At 39.2% G+C, this 17,147-nt stretch carries 15 protein-coding genes; 2 read left to right on the top strand and 13 right to left on the bottom strand.

Annotated features, from left to right (window positions below):
- Positions 1-109: 109 nt before the first annotated feature.
- The 8 genes from HRQ91_RS06155 to HRQ91_RS06120 form a co-directional block, all read right to left on the bottom strand.
- On the bottom strand, positions 110-997 hold the full coding sequence (locus HRQ91_RS06155; RefSeq protein ID WP_210118765.1) for a ChbG/HpnK family deacetylase: 888 nt from the start codon (positions 995-997) through the stop codon (positions 110-112).
- The gene (locus tag HRQ91_RS06150) at positions 990-1,907 is read right to left on the bottom strand and encodes a glycosyltransferase family 2 protein (RefSeq protein ID WP_210116482.1); all 918 of its coding nucleotides are present in this window, start codon (positions 1,905-1,907) and stop codon (positions 990-992) included. The genes HRQ91_RS06155 and HRQ91_RS06150 overlap by 8 nt, the downstream gene beginning before the upstream one ends.
- Before the next feature lie 33 nt (positions 1,908-1,940).
- Positions 1,941-2,354: a GtrA family protein gene (locus tag HRQ91_RS06145; protein ID WP_210118764.1), complete on the bottom strand. Its 414-nt coding sequence runs from the start codon at positions 2,352-2,354 to the stop codon at positions 1,941-1,943.
- Entirely contained in the window at positions 2,341-3,600 is a 1,260-nt protein-coding gene (locus HRQ91_RS06140; RefSeq protein WP_210118763.1) for a GumK N-terminal domain-containing glycosyltransferase, read from the bottom strand. Before HRQ91_RS06140 ends, HRQ91_RS06145 begins: the two co-directional genes overlap by 14 nt.
- A 22-nt stretch (positions 3,601-3,622) precedes the next feature.
- Positions 3,623-4,807: a nucleotide sugar dehydrogenase gene (locus HRQ91_RS06135; protein ID WP_210118762.1), complete on the bottom strand. Its 1,185-nt coding sequence runs from the start codon at positions 4,805-4,807 to the stop codon at positions 3,623-3,625.
- 262 nt (positions 4,808-5,069) lie between these two features.
- Positions 5,070-5,864 (bottom strand): glycosyltransferase, encoded by a 795-nt coding sequence (locus HRQ91_RS06130; RefSeq protein WP_210118761.1) that lies wholly within the window; start codon positions 5,862-5,864, stop codon positions 5,070-5,072.
- 148 nt (positions 5,865-6,012) lie between these two features.
- Entirely contained in the window at positions 6,013-7,467 is a 1,455-nt protein-coding gene (locus HRQ91_RS06125) for a flippase (protein WP_210118760.1), read from the bottom strand.
- Positions 7,468-7,476: 9 nt separating this feature from the next.
- Complete coding sequence (locus HRQ91_RS06120) at positions 7,477-9,135, bottom strand: capsule assembly Wzi family protein (RefSeq protein ID WP_210118759.1); 1,659 nt, start codon at positions 9,133-9,135, stop codon at positions 7,477-7,479.
- A gap of 291 nt (positions 9,136-9,426) precedes the next feature.
- Here HRQ91_RS06120 and HRQ91_RS06115 point away from each other — a divergent pair, with 291 nt between their 5' ends.
- Complete coding sequence (locus HRQ91_RS06115) at positions 9,427-10,569, top strand: hypothetical protein (protein WP_210118758.1); 1,143 nt, start codon at positions 9,427-9,429, stop codon at positions 10,567-10,569.
- An 83-nt stretch (positions 10,570-10,652) separates the two neighbouring features.
- Here HRQ91_RS06115 and HRQ91_RS06110 read toward each other — a convergent pair whose 3' ends face one another.
- Positions 10,653-11,891 carry an FprA family A-type flavoprotein gene (locus HRQ91_RS06110; RefSeq protein WP_210118757.1) on the bottom strand — a complete coding sequence of 413 codons (1,239 nt, stop codon included), beginning with the start codon at positions 11,889-11,891 and terminating at the stop codon, positions 10,653-10,655.
- A 308-nt stretch (positions 11,892-12,199) separates the two neighbouring features.
- Here HRQ91_RS06110 and cmk point away from each other — a divergent pair, with 308 nt between their 5' ends.
- On the top strand, positions 12,200-12,766 hold the full coding sequence (gene cmk, locus HRQ91_RS06105) for a (d)CMP kinase (protein ID WP_210118756.1): 567 nt from the start codon (positions 12,200-12,202) through the stop codon (positions 12,764-12,766).
- Here the strand turns inward: cmk and HRQ91_RS06100 are convergent.
- The 4 genes from HRQ91_RS06100 to HRQ91_RS06085 form a co-directional block, all read right to left on the bottom strand.
- Positions 12,763-13,296: a 3-isopropylmalate dehydratase small subunit gene (locus tag HRQ91_RS06100; RefSeq protein ID WP_210118755.1), complete on the bottom strand. Its 534-nt coding sequence runs from the start codon at positions 13,294-13,296 to the stop codon at positions 12,763-12,765. The two genes, cmk and HRQ91_RS06100, sit on opposite strands and share 4 nt — an antisense overlap.
- 22 nt (positions 13,297-13,318) lie before the next feature.
- Entirely contained in the window at positions 13,319-14,602 is a 1,284-nt protein-coding gene (locus tag HRQ91_RS06095; protein WP_210118754.1) for a 3-isopropylmalate dehydratase large subunit, read from the bottom strand.
- Between the two features lie 288 nt (positions 14,603-14,890).
- Positions 14,891-15,925, bottom strand: a complete 1,035-nt coding sequence (rlmN, locus tag HRQ91_RS06090) for a dual-specificity RNA methyltransferase RlmN (protein WP_210118753.1) — start codon at positions 15,923-15,925, stop codon at positions 14,891-14,893.
- A 15-nt stretch (positions 15,926-15,940) separates the two neighbouring features.
- Entirely contained in the window at positions 15,941-17,092 is a 1,152-nt protein-coding gene (locus HRQ91_RS06085) for a tetratricopeptide repeat protein (RefSeq protein WP_210118752.1), read from the bottom strand.
- Positions 17,093-17,147 lie beyond the last annotated feature (55 nt).

Here is a 17,147-nt window from a genome sequence, read left to right as displayed (position 1 = left end):
TGCTTGTATAATTAAAGGATAAGGCAGCAAAAAATAGGAGAGTTATTACAGATAAAATAAATAGTACTATATTATTTTTTTTTATTTGAATAATGTTATCAGTCACAAATCAATTCCTTTTCATATTTTTACACATGGAATATTCAATATTTCGGTTTTTTGACAGATGAAATTCTACAAAACCTTCTTTTGTAAATTCTTGTGTGAGTTCTTCTTTTAGCATTGTGCCAGGATGAAATAAAAGTTCAAATTGGCGATTGTGTTTTTTTGCTTCGCCATTAAAAATTGGAAGTGCGTTTTCAATTCTTTCGTCCATTTTGCCGCTATAATAAACTCCACAAAGATAACTGTCCGGAAGATTGTTTTTTTTTAGTATCTTAGAAAACCTTTTTGAGTAGTGGTTTAAAATCAAACACTTTAGAATATTGCTAAAATTTGTTTTTCCTGATTTTGATTTTTTATAGAAATTTATCGGGTCGTTTGTATTTCTTATATATTCTATTTTGTAATTTTTATCTTTTAGCGCGTCAAAAATCGCTTGTCTGAAAAGTGGTATCATGTGTGGATGTTGATGGCTATCTATTCTTAAACAATCAATATGAAAAACTTCCGCTTTTATGCATTTTTCTATTTGTGCAGATATTTCTCGTGCAAGTTGTTCTTTTATCTTTTTTCTTTTGAATAGGTTGTAGTTCCATATCAAAAGTTTCCCCCAACTAACGCAGAAAAAACCTTTTTTATCAACCAAATCTCGAATCAGGTCGCAATCGGATACAGGTTTTCCTTCCATAAAATTTAAGTGAACAGAAATCTTTATTTTTTTCGGAAAATGTTTTTTTGCTTCGTTTAACTTTAATACACTGCTTTCAAAAACTTGTAAATTTGGAATAATACTTATGCTGTCGAGTTTTCCTTCCTTGCAAAGATTTATGATGTCATCGTCGGAATTCTGTGATAAAGCATAATCGTCTGCATGAAAATCTATAAGACTATTCAATTTTTTCACCTATTACATATTGAGGACGCATTTTTACTTCATCATAAATTTGGGCAATGTAAACTCCAATTATTCCTAGCGAAATAAGAATTGCACCAAATCCTAAAAGCAAAACAAGGATAATCGTAGGGAATCCTTGTGCAGCATTGCCTCTTATAAAACTTATTAACGCATCTATGCTTACGCCAATTGCAATAAAAATAAATATAAAACCAACAACTGCAATTATGTGTAAAGGTGCATAACTAAAGCATATAACATTATTTATTGCATAGCGAGTTAGGGCTTTTGTAGACCATTTTGAAACTCCAGACATGCGTTCTTGAACTTCATAATAAACTGTGGTCTTTTTAAAACCAACCCAAAACGAAAGCGCTCTAAAAAAAGTATTGCGCTCTTTTAATGCTGCAAGTTGAGCGATGACTTTTTTGTCGAGAAGTTTGTAGTCGCTGGAATTTTTCATGTCCATCTTTACTGCTTTGCTCATAAGTCCGTAAAAAATTTGACTAAAGGCTTTGTGCAAAATGCTTTCTTTACCTCTGGAAGTTTTTATTCCTTCAACAACTTCAAAACCTTCTTTCCACTTTTGGAACATTTCTTTGATGACGCAAGGAGGATGTTGCAAATCCGCATCCAAAATAACAGCACAATCACCTGTAACATTTCTAATGCCGGCAAAAAGAGCGGCTTCTTTGCCAAAATTTCTAGCAAATGAAACGCATTTTACTCGCTTATCATCGTTATGCAAATTTTTAATCTTTTCTAAAGTTTTATCTTTAGAGCCATCATCGATAAAAAGTAATTCAAAGTCAGCGTCTATATCTTTAAAAGTTTTCAATATTTCTTCATAAAAAGGTATGATATTCGATTCTTCATTATAACAAGGAACTATAAGAGATACTTTAGACATACAAAATCCTTATATAAAAATTATTTTTGTATTTTACTCCTTATTTTTAAACACAACAAGCCTTTGACCAAGGTAATTCATTGCTAGGTATAAAAATTCTCCTGTGAGCATTGCAATATTATCTTTGATTTTTACGCTTTGTGATGAAAAAATAAGATAGATGAAATATTTTGCAAGAACGTATGCGATTAAATAGCAGATAACAAGCAATACAACAAACTTAATAATTTGACCAAAGCTTTTTTTGTGATTTTTGAATGTAAAATATTTGTTTAAAAAGTAACTGCAAATTCCGCCTACTATATAATTGCATGATGAAGAAAGCCAATAATTACAATGAGCAAGATTGTAAAGCAAAAACATAGTTCCTGCACCAACAATCGTATTTATTACGCCTACGATTAAAAATTTGAGCAATTTTAAATCAAAAAGTTCAGTGATTTTCATGATTTTTCTCGCATGCTTTTATGAATCGCTTGCAGATTTCATTCCAATTGCGCCCTTGCAAATCAAATTTATAAGTGCAAGAACCTTTTGTCATAGCAGATTGAATTTCACTTATAAAATCTTCATAAGAATAATTTACGCTTATGCCTGCATCCTTCAGTTTTGGTGTATCGCAGTAGGCAACAATCGGTTTTTTTGCTGCCATCGCTTGATAGTATTTTGCGGTAATGCCCAAAGGTCTGTCTTTATAAAAATCCGTTTGGTAAGGAACCATTACCACATTACAGTTTGTAATCCATGCAGGAACTTCTTGAGGTTTTATTCCTGGAACATAAAAAAGATTTTTGAATTGGCAAACTTTTTTTTGAATTGCAGACGAAGGATAATTTGGACAGACGACAATGTAATTGAAATCGGGATTTGTTTCGGCTGCGAAAAAAAGCAGCTTCCATTCAACTTCCCAAGCACCAACGTATAAAACAGTATTTGGTTTTTGAAGAATTTGAGGTACAGGATATTTTTTCGTATATGATGCAATATCTATTCCGTTTGATAAAATTTCGTAGTGAACCTTGTTTTCAAAATCTGTAATAGTTTTTTTGTAACAATTTACACCTTCTTCGTTGACGATTAAGCTTAAATCCGCTTTGTATAAGATGTTTTTTTCCAATTTTTTTACACGCTGTGGCACTGTTGCATAGACCATAGGATCGCTTGGACGGTATATCATTTTTGCGTCTGGAAAATACTTTTTCAATTTGTCGATGAATGCAATTCCTTCGCAGGATTCAAAAACGAAACAGTCTGTGCCTGAAAAATATTTTTTACAAAATTTCTTAAAACTTTTAAAAGAATGCATCAAAAGCCAGTTCATAAGTTTGTCGTTTAAAAATCGTCCTGCACTGTCTGGAACCCTAAAAGTAGGGTATGTGATGTTTAGCAATTTTTTACTTTTTTCTTTGCCACCTTGAACATAAAAATCGCTTGCTTTTTCGTCAAAAATATAAGTTTGTTCTTCATTTATTTTTGGAAGTTGAACATCGTAGTATTTACCCTTAGAGAGAGTTTTAATAACATCCTTATTTAACTGTTCCCTGTTCATAAAAAGACCATAATAAGGACGAGGAAAACTAAAAAAAACGCTCTCTATGCCAGAAAGGCAGGTTGCTTCTGCAAATTTATGAAAGCCTCCCTGTCGTTTTGAGTTCCAATTGTGTGTCGTTATAAAAACAATCTTTTTAATCATAAAGCAAAATCAATTTATAAAATCAATCTCGTGAATAAAGGTCGCGAGTATAAACTTTTTCTGGCACCTTAGACAGTTCTTCTGACATACGGTTTGCAAGAATTACATCGCAATTTTTTGCAAATTCGTCGAAGTTATGAATCACACGGAATTTTTCAAATTCATCACAGGTAAGAGTTGGCTCATAGATTAAAACTTCAACACCTTCGCCTCTAAGGATTTTCATTATATCTTGAATGGAACTTTGTCGGAAATTGTCGCTATTTGCTTTCATAGTTAAGCGATAAATTCCAACAGCTTTCGGATTTTTCGATAAAATTTGCGAAGCGATAAACTCTTTTCTCGTTTTGTTAGATTGTACAATCGCTTGGATGAGATTTTGTGGAACAGAATTGAAATTTGCAAGCAATTGTTTTGTGTCCTTTGGGAGACAGTAGCCACCATAGCCAAACGAAGGATTGTTATAAAAATCTCCAATGCGAGGATCTAAACTTATTCCTTCGATAATTTGTCGAGTGTTTAATCCACGCACTTCTGAATACGTGTCCAATTCATTAAAGTAAGCAACGCGAAGCGCAAGATAAGTGTTTGCAAAAAGCTTAATCGCCTCCGCTTCTGTGCAATTTGGAGTTAGCACCGCGATGTCTTTTTTTATAGCACCTTGTTTTAAAAGTTCAGCAAATTGCAAAGCCTTTGCCTTTAGTTCTGGCTGTTCAAGGGGATAACTTACAACAATACGGCTAGGGTAGAGGTTATCGTAAAGAGCATGACCTTCGCGCAAAAACTCTGGGCTAAAAAGAAGATTTTTTATATTAAAACGAGAATAGATTTTTTCTGTGTAACCAACAGGAACTGTGGATTTTATTACAACGGTGGTATTAGGACATCGTCTTTCGATAATTTTTAACACAGACTCGATAGAAGAAGTGTCAAAAAAGTTTTTTTCAGTATCATAATTTGTAGGAGTTGCAATGACGACGATGTCTGGGGAGTCGTATGCGGTTTTTTCATCAGTAGTTGCAACTAAATCAAGTTTTTTCTGTGAAAGATATTCTTCGATTTCTTTATCGACGATAGGAGATTTTTTGTTATTTATTAAATCAACCTTAGATTTTACAAGGTCAACAGCCGTAACCGTGCTATTTTGCGCCAAAAGAATTGCGTTTGAAAGGCCAACATAGCCAGTTCCTGCGATTGTTATATTCATAACCTACCTCATTTTTTTATAACGCTAGTTATAAAAGATGTTAACCTCATAACTATACAAATTATTATTGAAAAAATAAACTATTAATATATCATTCCATTTTCGGAAATTTCGAGATTTATTATGTAATTTTAAAAAATCCGCAGGTAAACGAATACAGAATAAAATAGCTTTGAGCTTTGATCGAACAGAGTTGTCGTCTTGTTGCAGACTGCATATATTCGGTCAATCACATTTGTGTCGGCATGAACATTCGACTGGCCTATACGGATTTCCAGTCGTCTAAGTGGATTCCCGTAAAATTTTCCATATCTTTTATGTATTTATCGTTTTGATTTTTATTTACATTTTCAAGATTAAGTCCCGTGTCTCTGTGCAGCGCAATTTCAACTGGGTGAACATGTCTTGTCTTTTTCCATACGACGGGGACGGCGCTTTTAAGTTCCATGAATTTAAGCCATATGTCGTCGGCCTTGTAACAGTGCTTTTTTATCGCTTCCGTGTCAAAGGTGTCTTTCGGTAAAATATGCGGCGGATAAAGTACTCCGCCTACGCCCGTTGCACAAAGCAAAAAAGAAGGGGAGGTGATTTTTCTGTATTCTTTTTTCCATTTTTCATAGGGTTCCGCTGCACCGTTTTTTGAATACGTTATTTTATGAACGCGCATAGCGGATATGCATTTTGGGTATTTGAAATATGAGTTAAGCAGATGTTTTACTGTGTTTTTCCTGTAAATGACATCGTCGTCAAAGGTTATAATGATTGAATCGGTATATTCATGCATTGCAAAAAAATATTTTTTATGTGAGCGAAGGTTATGAGGGATTTTTTTTATTGTAAGTCCGTTTTTACAAAGTTCTTTAATTTTACTCGGTATTTCACTGTCTAAAACAAAATCGTCAAGGTATAAGACTATTTTATCCGCCTTTACCGACTGGTTAAATATACTTTTTATACAAAGGTCAAGGGTATTGAATCTTGCCGGATAACTTGTAAGGGAAATGACTATATTTTCTCTTCGTTCGGAGGTGTTCAGACAGTTATCGTTAGGATTCATTCTTTTATAATAAGCTTCATAAAACGGAGAAATTATATGATTATATTTTGTTTTAATATAATTTTTTACTTTAAAAAAAAATGGAATAAACATTCGCCATACTCCTTTTACATTATTTTAAATTTTAACATACGGCCAATCGTCTGCTTTAAGATATAATTTTAGCGACGGAAGATTGAAAAAAGATAATAAATAGTTTCATTATGGGATTTCGTATAACAATCATAAAAGCTATGTAAGAAAAAAAACCAAAAACGATCGAGGCTGATAAATATATAAAATTATTTTGTATTGCTTTTGCAAGAAAATTTATTATTATCCCCATTAAAAAAGAACATATGAGAGGATCTAGAATACTTCTGAGTTTAAAAGTGTTTTTTATTGTCGGAAAGCAGATATAGAGTCTTGCAACCGTTAATATGTACTCGATGATCACGGTGGATAGGGCAGCCCCCAATACATTGAGCTTTTTTATCAATATGTAGTTGAGAAATACGTTCAGCGCAACCCCTGAAAATTGTATATAAAATGATTTTTTTTCCATCTTCAGTGGATTTATGATTGCATCATTTAAAAATGAATTAAAAGCCGATGCGATTATCATAGGAGATATTACGATCATCGGGCTGACTGCCGGTAAATAATTTTCTCCGCAAAATAACAATATGAAAGGTCTGCAAATGCAGATCATTCCGACTGTACAGGGAAAAGAAAGAAACAAAGAAATTCCCAATCCTTTTTGTATAAGTTCGTCGTATTTTTTGGAATTATTGTTGCTTACGTAAAAAGAAGCTCTAGGGAGCAAAGTTCCCGTTATTGTGGCGATAAGAGGCGTTACAAGACTTTTTATTTTTATTGCCGCTGCATAAAGGCCGACAGCCGTGTCGTTCATAATAAATCCTAGCATTACGGAATCTATCCCATTAAGAATTTGCTGCGAGCATGAAATGCCGAAAAAATAAAACACCGGTTTTATGTGTTTTTTCAATTGAAGTTTTGTTTTTACCAGTATATTTATAAATTTTCTTGAATAAAAAATATTACATATATTTGAACCCGCATTGGAAAAAATGCCTATGAATGCGTATGTTAGATAATCGTCGCTTTTATGTACAAATAAGAATAACGATGCTAAACTTACGATTTGAAAAATTGCGGTTCTCAGCGTAATATATGAATATTCTTCCTGGGCTATAAAAAGCCAATTTATTCCTGCCGAAACGAAAAGAATTTTAGTTGAGCACACGATCATAAGCATTCGGTATTCATGGAATTTCGGAACTGCAAATAAAGAGATAATCAGCAGTATGTATGCGAATAGCGTAGCAAAAAGTGTTATCAGTAGAATTTCTTTTAAAAATTTGCTTAGTTTATTAAAGTCTTCTCTTAGTATTGCGGCTTCCCGCGTTGCATACTGTGCAATTCCTAAAGAAGCGATTAAGACAAAGTAATCTACGACGGAATTTGCAAAATTGACTTTTCCGATACCTTCCGGCATGAGTATACGGGAAGCGTACGGAAATGATACTATCGGAAACGCAATATTCAAAAACGAACGTATGAAGTTAAAAAAAGCATTGTTTTTTAAAGACTTCTGCGACATAAATTTTGTTTAAAAATTATATTTAACAGAGAATTGCGCATGCAATCCGTTTCTGTTTGCCGGATTGCCGTTATTCAACGGACTTTTTTCACGTATGACTGTAAGTCCGGCTGTAAAATAAATATCTTTTGACAAATAATAAAGTGTTTCCATCCCTCCGATTAATAGAACACGGATATTTGTTTCCGCTCCCCAACCGGAATGGGCTACGTCATAATGCCATGTATAGTCAAGATCAGGGTTTCTTCGCTGGAAAAAGATTTTCCAAAAACCGTTCGGATGATAGAGCTTAAAACCCATGTATTGGCTGTTCCCGCCTGTTCCTATACCGGCTCCCAGCCATTGCCCTCCGTTTGTATAGCCCTGTGTGATAATGTGGTGTGCATAAAAAGTAGAAGGATATGGTATGTAGCTGTTGTAATCTCTGGAGCATTCAAGGTTCGTTATTTCCAATGATAATTCGCCTGAGTATTTGTCTGAAAAATTTATGTTTTTTCTGCCACCCAATGTATATCCTTGTGTGTGGAACGGATAACGGCTGATATAGTTCAAATTAGGACTGAAGTCATTTCTTGCCCATTCAAAATAAATTTCAAAACCGACAGAGGGTAAAAGATAGTCGGCTGTAAAAGATATCCTTTGATCGCTGTTGTCACTGCCTTCTTTGGAACCGCTCATAAGCGGATTATATATTCTAAAAAGGGAATAACCGGTAATTTCATTCCATCTGCTCAGCATCGTCCTGTTTACACCCAGTGTGAGCCCTGTCAAATGAGGCGGCGCCCAAGCTAAAGCCAAACCGGAAATCAGGTTGTGATCGTTCGAGTCAATATTGTCAAAGTAATCGCTTTCGGTTAATCTTCCGAACCAGCCTCGGATTTCGATATCGCCCAAATATCGGTCGCTCCAAGGCCAATACACTGAAGTCTTTTTGACTCCAAAATCGACTTTGGGATAGTTCGGCGCGTTGTTTGAATGAATGATCGGATTTAATTGCGCCGGTCCCAGCCACACGGCCTGCGTGCCCAATCCGAGCGTTAAAGCCTTCCACGTATAGCGGATTTCACTGTCGCCGAAATTGAAGACGGCAAAAGACTTGTCGCCGAAACGCTGCGGCGCATCAAGACTGTAGGTGACTCCGTAGTATCCGTATGTATCGGCTTTATCTTTATAGTCGTTTCCGGAATAAACGGACGGACTTATAAAGTCAAATTCTTTATTTTGACTGAAACTTAGCTGAGGGAGAAAAACGGCTTGAAATCCGTAAGCTCCGATTCCCGCTCCGCCGGAAAGACTTGTGTTATAACCCTTACCTTGCCACAGTGCTCCGTCGTTTTGCCCGTAGGGGGCTGCGGTGTTAAAACTGTTATACCATTCGGGGCCGTGGATTTTCCACGAAAGGTTTTTATTGCCGTCGATAAAACGAGTTGTTCCGAGATTTTTGTCTTTCCATATATTGCGCGAATCGTTTTGAGTTTCCTCGGAAAGTTCCCATACCGAATCGCTTAAAGTTCTGTAGTTTAGGGTAGGGCGTTCGACGAGCCCCTGCAGTGAAAGAAAGTCGTAATATTCTTCTTCATAGGATTTTAACGCTTCTTGAGAGTATGCGATCAAAGCCGATAAAAAAAATAAAACTGCAAGACCGAATCTTTTTAAATATTTATACATATATAGTAACCTCACTGATCAAATCATTTTATCTTACTATACTTACTATAATAGTAAATATAGTAAATAATGAAAAAAATCAACAATCATAATCAAAATTTACAAATAAACCGTACATGTTGTACTAAAGTCCTGTTTTGTGTTATCATTTATCAGGAGACGTTCGCGATTTCTGCGCATTGTTCGAAATAGCAGCGTTTTTTCGGAAGTTACCCTTTGCGAAAGCTTCACTGCAGGTAGCCGGAAGCCTTGCTGCGGGTAGCTGGAAAAGTTTTTATAGGAGGTGAATTTATGAAAACGATAAAAAAAATTTTATGTTCGGCGCTGACAGGCTTTGTTTTTTCTTCAGGCGTTTTTGCAGGCTCGGTTACTCTTGACTGGGGATTAGGTTCTCAATCCATACCCGTTCCCGACGAGGTTGCGGATATTATAAACGCCAATAAGGCTGCTATTGAGCAAGCTCTCGCGGCTAATGGAGCGACGGTAGGCGACGTAAATAATGCCGCGGCAGAGATCATAGCTGCCTACAACAGCCTTTCTTCTTACGGTATAAACGTCACGAATCCTATAAAAACAGCGAAGTCCGGACTTAACGACTTTTGCGACGACATAGGAGACTCCCTTCCGAATTCGCAGACGCAGCAGAATGTTTGGGCTGAAGCATGGATAGGAAAGATTCTTCCGCTTCCGCATTTCGGCTTCGGAATAAATACAGGCGTATCGCGCCTTGACGTATCAAGCCTCAAGGACACCGCAAACGCCTTAGGAATTGGTGTGGACGGGTTAAATGACGGCGTCGTTTTTCCCACCGTTACGGCGGATTTTCGCGTAGGCGGCTTTGTGTTCCCGTTCGACGTAGGATTTACATTTTGTTCGATAGATACGTCGAAAATGGGTGCTTTTGACCGAATTTTTGATCCCGCTTCGATTGATTTTTTTACGATCGGAGGAGATGTGCGCTATGCTCTTTTAGAGGGCGGCGGGATCACTCCTAAGGTTTCGGTGGGCGGCGGCTTTTACTACACAAATGGCGGGGTAAGCGTAAAAGACAGTCGCGCCGCCGCGGATCTTGATTTTAACTCCACAACGCTGTTCGTTTCATCACAGGTGTCCTCAAAGGTTCTTTTTCTTGTTCCGTTTGCAGGCGCCAGAGTTTTGTTTTCAAAGACAAATGTCGATTGGAGCATAGACGCTGATTGGAGCAAAATATATACCGGACAAAATGCCGCCCTATTACAAAAAGCTCAGAATTGGGGATTACTTCCTACGAAATTCAGCGGAAGCGGAGACACTAGCTTTGTCGAAGGAATTAGGCCTCAGCTTTACGGCGGCGTAGGTTTCAATATTTTCGTTGTCGATCTTACCTTCAGCCTAAGCTACGATTTCGCTGCAAAGATTCCGGCCGGAGCTCTCAGCCTTAGGTTCTCGTTATAAAAAACTGACCCATTGTGCCGTTTTGCATCTCAAGAGCCGCGCAACGTATGCAGCGCGGCTTCAAACAAAACGGCACAAAATTTTTATGAATTCTTTATCTTCAGCGCAAGATCTTTTCCCTGTTCTTTTAGAATTTTTAAAGTTTCCTCACTCGGAATTCCCTGCCATTCTATCTGTGCGCCTTGCTCCCAATTCAGCGCGGCGGTAGAAGTTTCATATTCTTTTTTTGCACCGCCTACCCATCCCCAGCTGCCGATACGAAGAACTTTTTTCCCCGTAATGTGTTTTCTTCCGCAAAGGTCAATAAAATGCGCCATAGGCGGGAACATCTTGTATTCATAGGTCGGCATTGCGATAACAAGTCCCGCCGATTTTAGCGCATCCGCCAAAACAAAGGAAAAATTTGTCTGCGGAAGCTGATGGATTGAAAACGGAACGCCGATCTCTTTTATCCCTTCGATAACGGCGTCAAGTCCTTTTTTCGTGTATCCGTACATCGAACTCCAGACGATGCAAATCTCTTTTTCAAGAGAGCTCCCTTGGTCTTGTCCCGAACCGGGCGTGTTGTAGCCCGCGTAGCGCAAATAACGTTCGATTACTTTTTTAGGTTCAGATCTCCATATTATTCCGTGGCTTGGAGCGACAACCTTGATTTTAAGATCGGCTAATTTTTCTACGGCTTTTTTTACAAAGGGGCTGAAACTTGCGACTATGTTTGAATAATAGCGAAGGCATTCTTTTTCGAATTTCAAGTGTTCTTCCGCCGAAAACTCGTCGTCGAAAACTTTTTCGCCTAGCGATCCGTAAGAGCCGAAGCCGTCGCAGCTGAAAAGAATTTCGCTTTCGTTGTCAAAGGTCATCATCGTCTCAGGCCAGTGAACATTCGGTGTTTCATAGAAAGTAAGCGTCCTTCCGCCGAGGTCGAGAGTGTCGCCGGTCTTTACCGACCTTAGGTTTTCGCTTATTCCGAAGAATTTTTGCAGCATCGCCACGCCTTTTTCGGTAGATATGATTTGCACTTTCGGGTTTCGCCTTCTAAGTTCGCGTAAATAGTCCGTATGATCGGGTTCAAGGTGATTCAACACCACACAGTCGATGTCTTCAAGTTTTACGCCTATGGAAATAAGCTGCTCTTCGTATTGGGCAAGAGAATCGCTCCATTCTTTAAAAAGATCGATGAGGCACGTTTTTTCACCCTGTACTATGTAGGAATTCAGCGTAACTCCATAAGGCAGAGGCCAGAAACCTTCAAAAAGGGCGTTTTTATCGTCGATATCCGCATGAATACTGTATATTCCGGATGAAATTTGTATCGCTTTCATAAAATAATGACCTCCAAAATCGTTATTTTGTGAGTTAAACAGCTCAAACTCTGAGTTTTTATATTTTAGACTGCAGCCGCGCACGGATGCGCGGCTTACAATTAAGGCCAACATTCAGGCGAATTATCATATCAAATTTTGACCTATGGTTCCAGATATCATGGCCGTTTGTAAAAAACGATTTTTTACGTTCCGCCGCGTCGCTTGCGACCGGATGCGCTTCAACCGGGCACAAGCTTGAAGCAAGCACGGAGTGCGAAGTTTTCCGATATGTGCTATACTCCATTCCGTAAAACAGGGGAGCGTGCATGACAACTTATAAAATAGCCTCGGGCAGAGAACTTAGGATCGCAATTTCAGGTAAGTCAGGATGCGGAAATACGACCGTAAGCAAGCTTTTGGCGGAAGGACTTGGAATAAAACTGATCAATTTTACATTCAGACAGCTTGCAGCTGAAAAAGGCATAAGTTTGGCTCAAGTTATGGAAAATGCAAAGACGGACGATTCATACGACATTGAAATTGACACTAGACAGCTGGAGCTTGCACGAAAGGAGTCCTGCGTTTTAGCTTCCCGTCTTGCGATTTGGATGCTTAAAGAAGCCGACTTAAAAATATATCTTATAGCTTCTCCCGATGAGCGGGTAAAACGCATATTAAAGCGCGAAGGAGGGGAGTTTGAAGAAGTAAAGTCCTTTACGCTTATGCGCGACTCTCAGGACTCCGCCAGGTATTTACGGCTCTATAAGATCGACAACGACGATTATGAATTTGCGGATCTTAAGATAGACACTTTAAAGTATGCGCCCGATCGGATAGTCGACATAATATTGAAGGAGCTTTTGAAGCGGGGACTTGTTGAAAGAGAAGGTTAATACTTTTTGTCTGCGTAACCGACCCATCCTTCGTTTTCTACAAGAGCCTTTTCAAAATTGTCCAGTTTGAACGCGTAGCTTTTTGAAAGACTTCCCGCGATAAGTTTTACCTTTGCGTCTCCGCTGTCATTTAATACGATTTTGCATTCGGTTTCTTTTGCGGCGAATGTTTTAAACATGTCGTCAATGGATTTTTTATCAAGTTCGACGGCGAGCATTCCGCAGTTATACATATTCTGCCTGAAAATACGCGCAAAGTTGACCGCCACTACGGCATAGATACCGTTTACTTCCAGAGCCCACGGCGCGTGTTCTCTGGAAGAACCGCAGCCGAAATTTTCGCGCGTGATAATAACTTTTTTACCCGCGATGTCCGTCTTAGGATTAAAGTTTTCAAGTTTAAGATCTTCCAACAGATAGGGTTTTAGCGCCTCTTTAGTATTTTCGGTAAGATATTTTGCCGGAATAATTTCATCAGTGTTGATGTCGGCACGGTCTAAAAAAAGCACTTCTCCGCCAAATTGTTTCATAGGATCACTCCTGTAAGATGTATTATTTATACAAAGAAGAATTGGTAATCACGCCTGAAATCGCCGTAGCGGCAGCCGTCGCGGGACTCATCAAGTGCACCATTCCTCCCTTTCCCATTCTACCGTTAAAATTACGGTTCGTGGTAGAGGCGCACACTTCTCCTTCCGCAAGAACTCCATTACTCATTCCCAAGCAGGCTCCGCACGTAGGATTGGTTACGCAAAATCCGGCGTCAAGAAAGACCGATATGATTCCTTCGTCAAGAGCCGTTTTATATACCTTTGGAGTCGCAGGACTTACTATTCCGCGGACTCCTGCTGCAAGTTTTTTCCCCTTAAGTATTTTTGCGGCAATGCGCAGGTCTGAAATGCGGCCGTTGGTGCAGCTTCCTATGTATATTTGGTCTACCTTTGTACCCGACATTTCTTTTACGGTTTTTATTTGATCCGGCTTATAGCCGACGGTCACTACAGGCTCAAGGTTCGAAAGATCAAAATCGTACGTTTTTTCATATTTTGCGTCTTCATCGGAAGTCCATTTTGAAAAGCTTTTAAATGCGCTGTCTTTTGAATCGTATTCGTCTTTTATGAATTCCCAAAGATAATCTACCGTTTTCATGTCGGGTGCGCATATTCCCGATGTTCCGCCGGCTTCTACGGCCATGTTGCAGAGCGTCATTCTCTCTTCCATTTCAAAATTGTCTACGATTGGCCCTGAAAATTCCATTACGCAGTTCGTGGCTCCGTTTACGCCGATCTGTCCTATTATGTATAATATGACGTCTTTGGCATAAACTCCGTTGCGAAGTTTTCCTTTTAGATTGAATTTTATGGATTTGGGCTCCCGGAATGTGCAGACGCCTTTCAGTATTCCTACTTCAAGATCCGTAGTTCCTACTCCTGCGGCAAAACTTCCGAAAGCTCCGTGCGTGCATGTGTGGCTGTCGCCCATTATGACTGTAAAACCCGGCCGAACATAGCCTTTTTCAGGAAAAAGGGCATGGCAAACTCCGTTACAGCCTATGTCAAAAAAATCCTTTATGTTATTGCGCCTTGCCCAGTCTCGAAGAATTTTTTCCTGCATGGCAGTATTGCTGTCTTTTGCAGGACTTACATGGTCTATGACAGCCTTTATCTTTTCAGGATCGAAGACTCTGTCTTTTTTGCGCGATACCAGATCGTTTATTGCGATCGGCGTGGTTATTTCATGACAAAAAACTCGATCAAGTTTTAACACATAGGTTCCCTCAAAGGGTCTGTCGACGAGATGATCGTCAAAAATTTTTTGTGCGATGGTTTTTCCCATATATTCTCCTAAAAAGCGTCAGCCGTTCAGCCGCCACTTTTTATTTCTCCCGTAAAAACTGCGTTAAAAAACTTTAATTATAATTAAGAATATTAATTATTCATTAAGTCTGTGTCAATATTATTCTTTGTATTCCGTCCGTATTCGCGGTTGCCGCCTGTAATCGGCCGCTTGGGCGGACTCTTGGGACTTGCCCGCCTGTACTGTATTGTAATCGGACAGATTTGAGCCCGATTTTTGCGGCGTTCTGTTCTGCCTCGAATTGCCGCGCCTCAAACTTATCGCGTCTCATTGCCGCGCGCGCGTTATACCCAGCTGTCCGCAAGCTCCTCCTATTTTTCTTCCGCGCTTGGTGCGAAGCGTCACGTTAAGACCGGCTTCCTGTAAAAGATTTGCAAAGCGTTTACACTCATTGCCGGTCGGCTCTGTAAACGGAAGACCTTCTACGGGATTCCACGGGATGAGGTTTATATTTGCGTTCATGCCGGAAGCGAATTCGATCATGTTTTTTGCGCTGTCGTCTCCCGTGTTTACATTGCCCATAAGAGCCGCTTCAAGAGTTACTCTTTTGCCTGTTTTCAGTGCGTAGTAATCTATGGCTTTTTTTAGTTCGTTAAGGCCGTAGGTTTTGCTTATCGGCATAAGATTTTCCCTTAGCTTAGGATCCGCCGTGGTAAGCGAAACGGCCAGGCGAAGGTGCGGCCCGTTATCCGCAAGATCGTAGATTCCCGGAACAAGCCCCGACGTTGAAATTGTTATTCTTTTTGAAGAAAGGGCTCTTCCTTCTTTGTGGGTTAGGATCGCTACGGCTTTTCTTACGGCTTCAAGGTTTTGCATAGGCTCCCCCATGCCCATAAATACGATATTCGACAGTTTTCCCGCTTCTTTTTCTAAAAAAAGAAACTGTTCGACTATCTCTCCGGCCGAAAGATTTCTTGCAAGTCCCAAGCGGCCTGTCTGACAAAATCCGCATTTCATAGCGCATCCTACCTGGCAGGAAACACAGGCTGTTTTTCTGTTTTCGCTGTCGGTAAGCAGCACTGTCTCTACGGCAAGGCCGTCGTGCAATTCAAGCTGCAATTTTATCGTACCGTCAGGATCTTTTAACACCTTTGATACGAAAGACGATCTTAGCAGAGCTTTGTTTTTAAGAATGACGCGCAGATCCTTACTCAGGTCTGTCATCCTGTCAAAGGAAGTTACGCCTGAACCGATCCATTTGAATATCTGTTTTCCGCGGAAAGCGGGAGATAATTCCAATTTTTTGCAGATTTCTTCCGGCAAAAGTTCGGTCAAAAAAATTTTAGAAACACCGGGGAGCATATGATCGTTCGTCCCTTAGCGGTTTTGCATGGAATTTTCCAAATTACCCAGCATATCGTTTACCGCAGGATTATGTATGCCGAACGCTTGAAAACTTTTCAATACGTCTGCAGCGTCCTGCATTCTGTTGATCTTTACGTAACAATCCGCAAGGTCTATATACGGTCTGTAATTTTTAGGATCGTTTCGTATTAGGCTTTTAAGACGCTCGATAGCTTCCTCGTATCTGCCTTCGCCCTTGTATATGAGGGCAAGGCCCAGAACCGCGTATATGTCGAAGTCTATGTCCATAGCCTTTGTGTAATATTCTTCCGCTTTGCGATAATCTCCGGTATTGCGGTATGCGTCTCCGGCGCGGGTGAGGATAACTTTGTTTTCAGGATCCATTTCAAGGATCTTATTCCAATATTCAACGGAACGGAATTGTTGGTTCATTCCTCTGTAACAATCCGCCAAGCCGAACAGAGCGTAAAAATTTTTAGGATCGAGTTTTAGGGCGCGTTCAAAAAAGTATACACCTTCAGAAAAAGTCTTAAGTTTGCGGTGGCAGTTTCCTATCGAAGTTAAAATTCTTATGTCTGCCGACTTTGGGTTCAACTCGAACATCTTAGTCCAATAATATAGGGCGTCGCGATATTCCTTAAAATCGTAATGGAGATGTCCCAAGCCTATAAGCGCATATGCGTTGTTGCTTTCCATGTTAAGAACATTTAAATAAAGCTGCTTTGATTTTTTAAAATCTTTTATTTTACGGTAAGCGTCCGCCACTCTGGTAAGAACTGTTATGTTTTTGTCGTCATGGATAAGGTATTGTTCCCAAATTTCAATCGCACGGTGATATTGATTTAAAGCCTTGTAACAGTCCGCTAGTCCGAACAGCGCATAATTATTGCCCGGATGCGACGACAGACACTGCGAATAGTATTTTACGGCGTCTTTAAAATGATTGCGTTTCCGCTCCGTATCCCCAAGACCTACCAGAGCGTAATTGTTGTTTTCATCAAGTTCGAGAATGCTTTTGAATTCATTTTCGGCTTCGTTCAGTTTATCTTCTTTGATAAACTGATAGCCTGATTTTGAAAGCTCGGATATTTTTACAAGCTTAGGATCCGCTTCGGCGTTTTGGTTTTCCTGCTCGGTTTTATGATCAGGGGATTGATCGGTCATTTTAACTCCATTGAAATTCAACAGACTTTCAAAATTGATATTTTGTTCGGCTGTT

The sequence above is a fragment of the Treponema parvum genome (assembly GCF_017893965.1).
In the GTDB taxonomy this organism is placed as follows: Bacteria; Spirochaetota; Spirochaetia; order Treponematales; family Treponemataceae; genus Treponema_D; species Treponema_D parvum.
The sequence above is the reverse complement of the archived record's forward strand: the minus strand, read 5'-3'. Positions and strand labels throughout refer to the sequence as shown.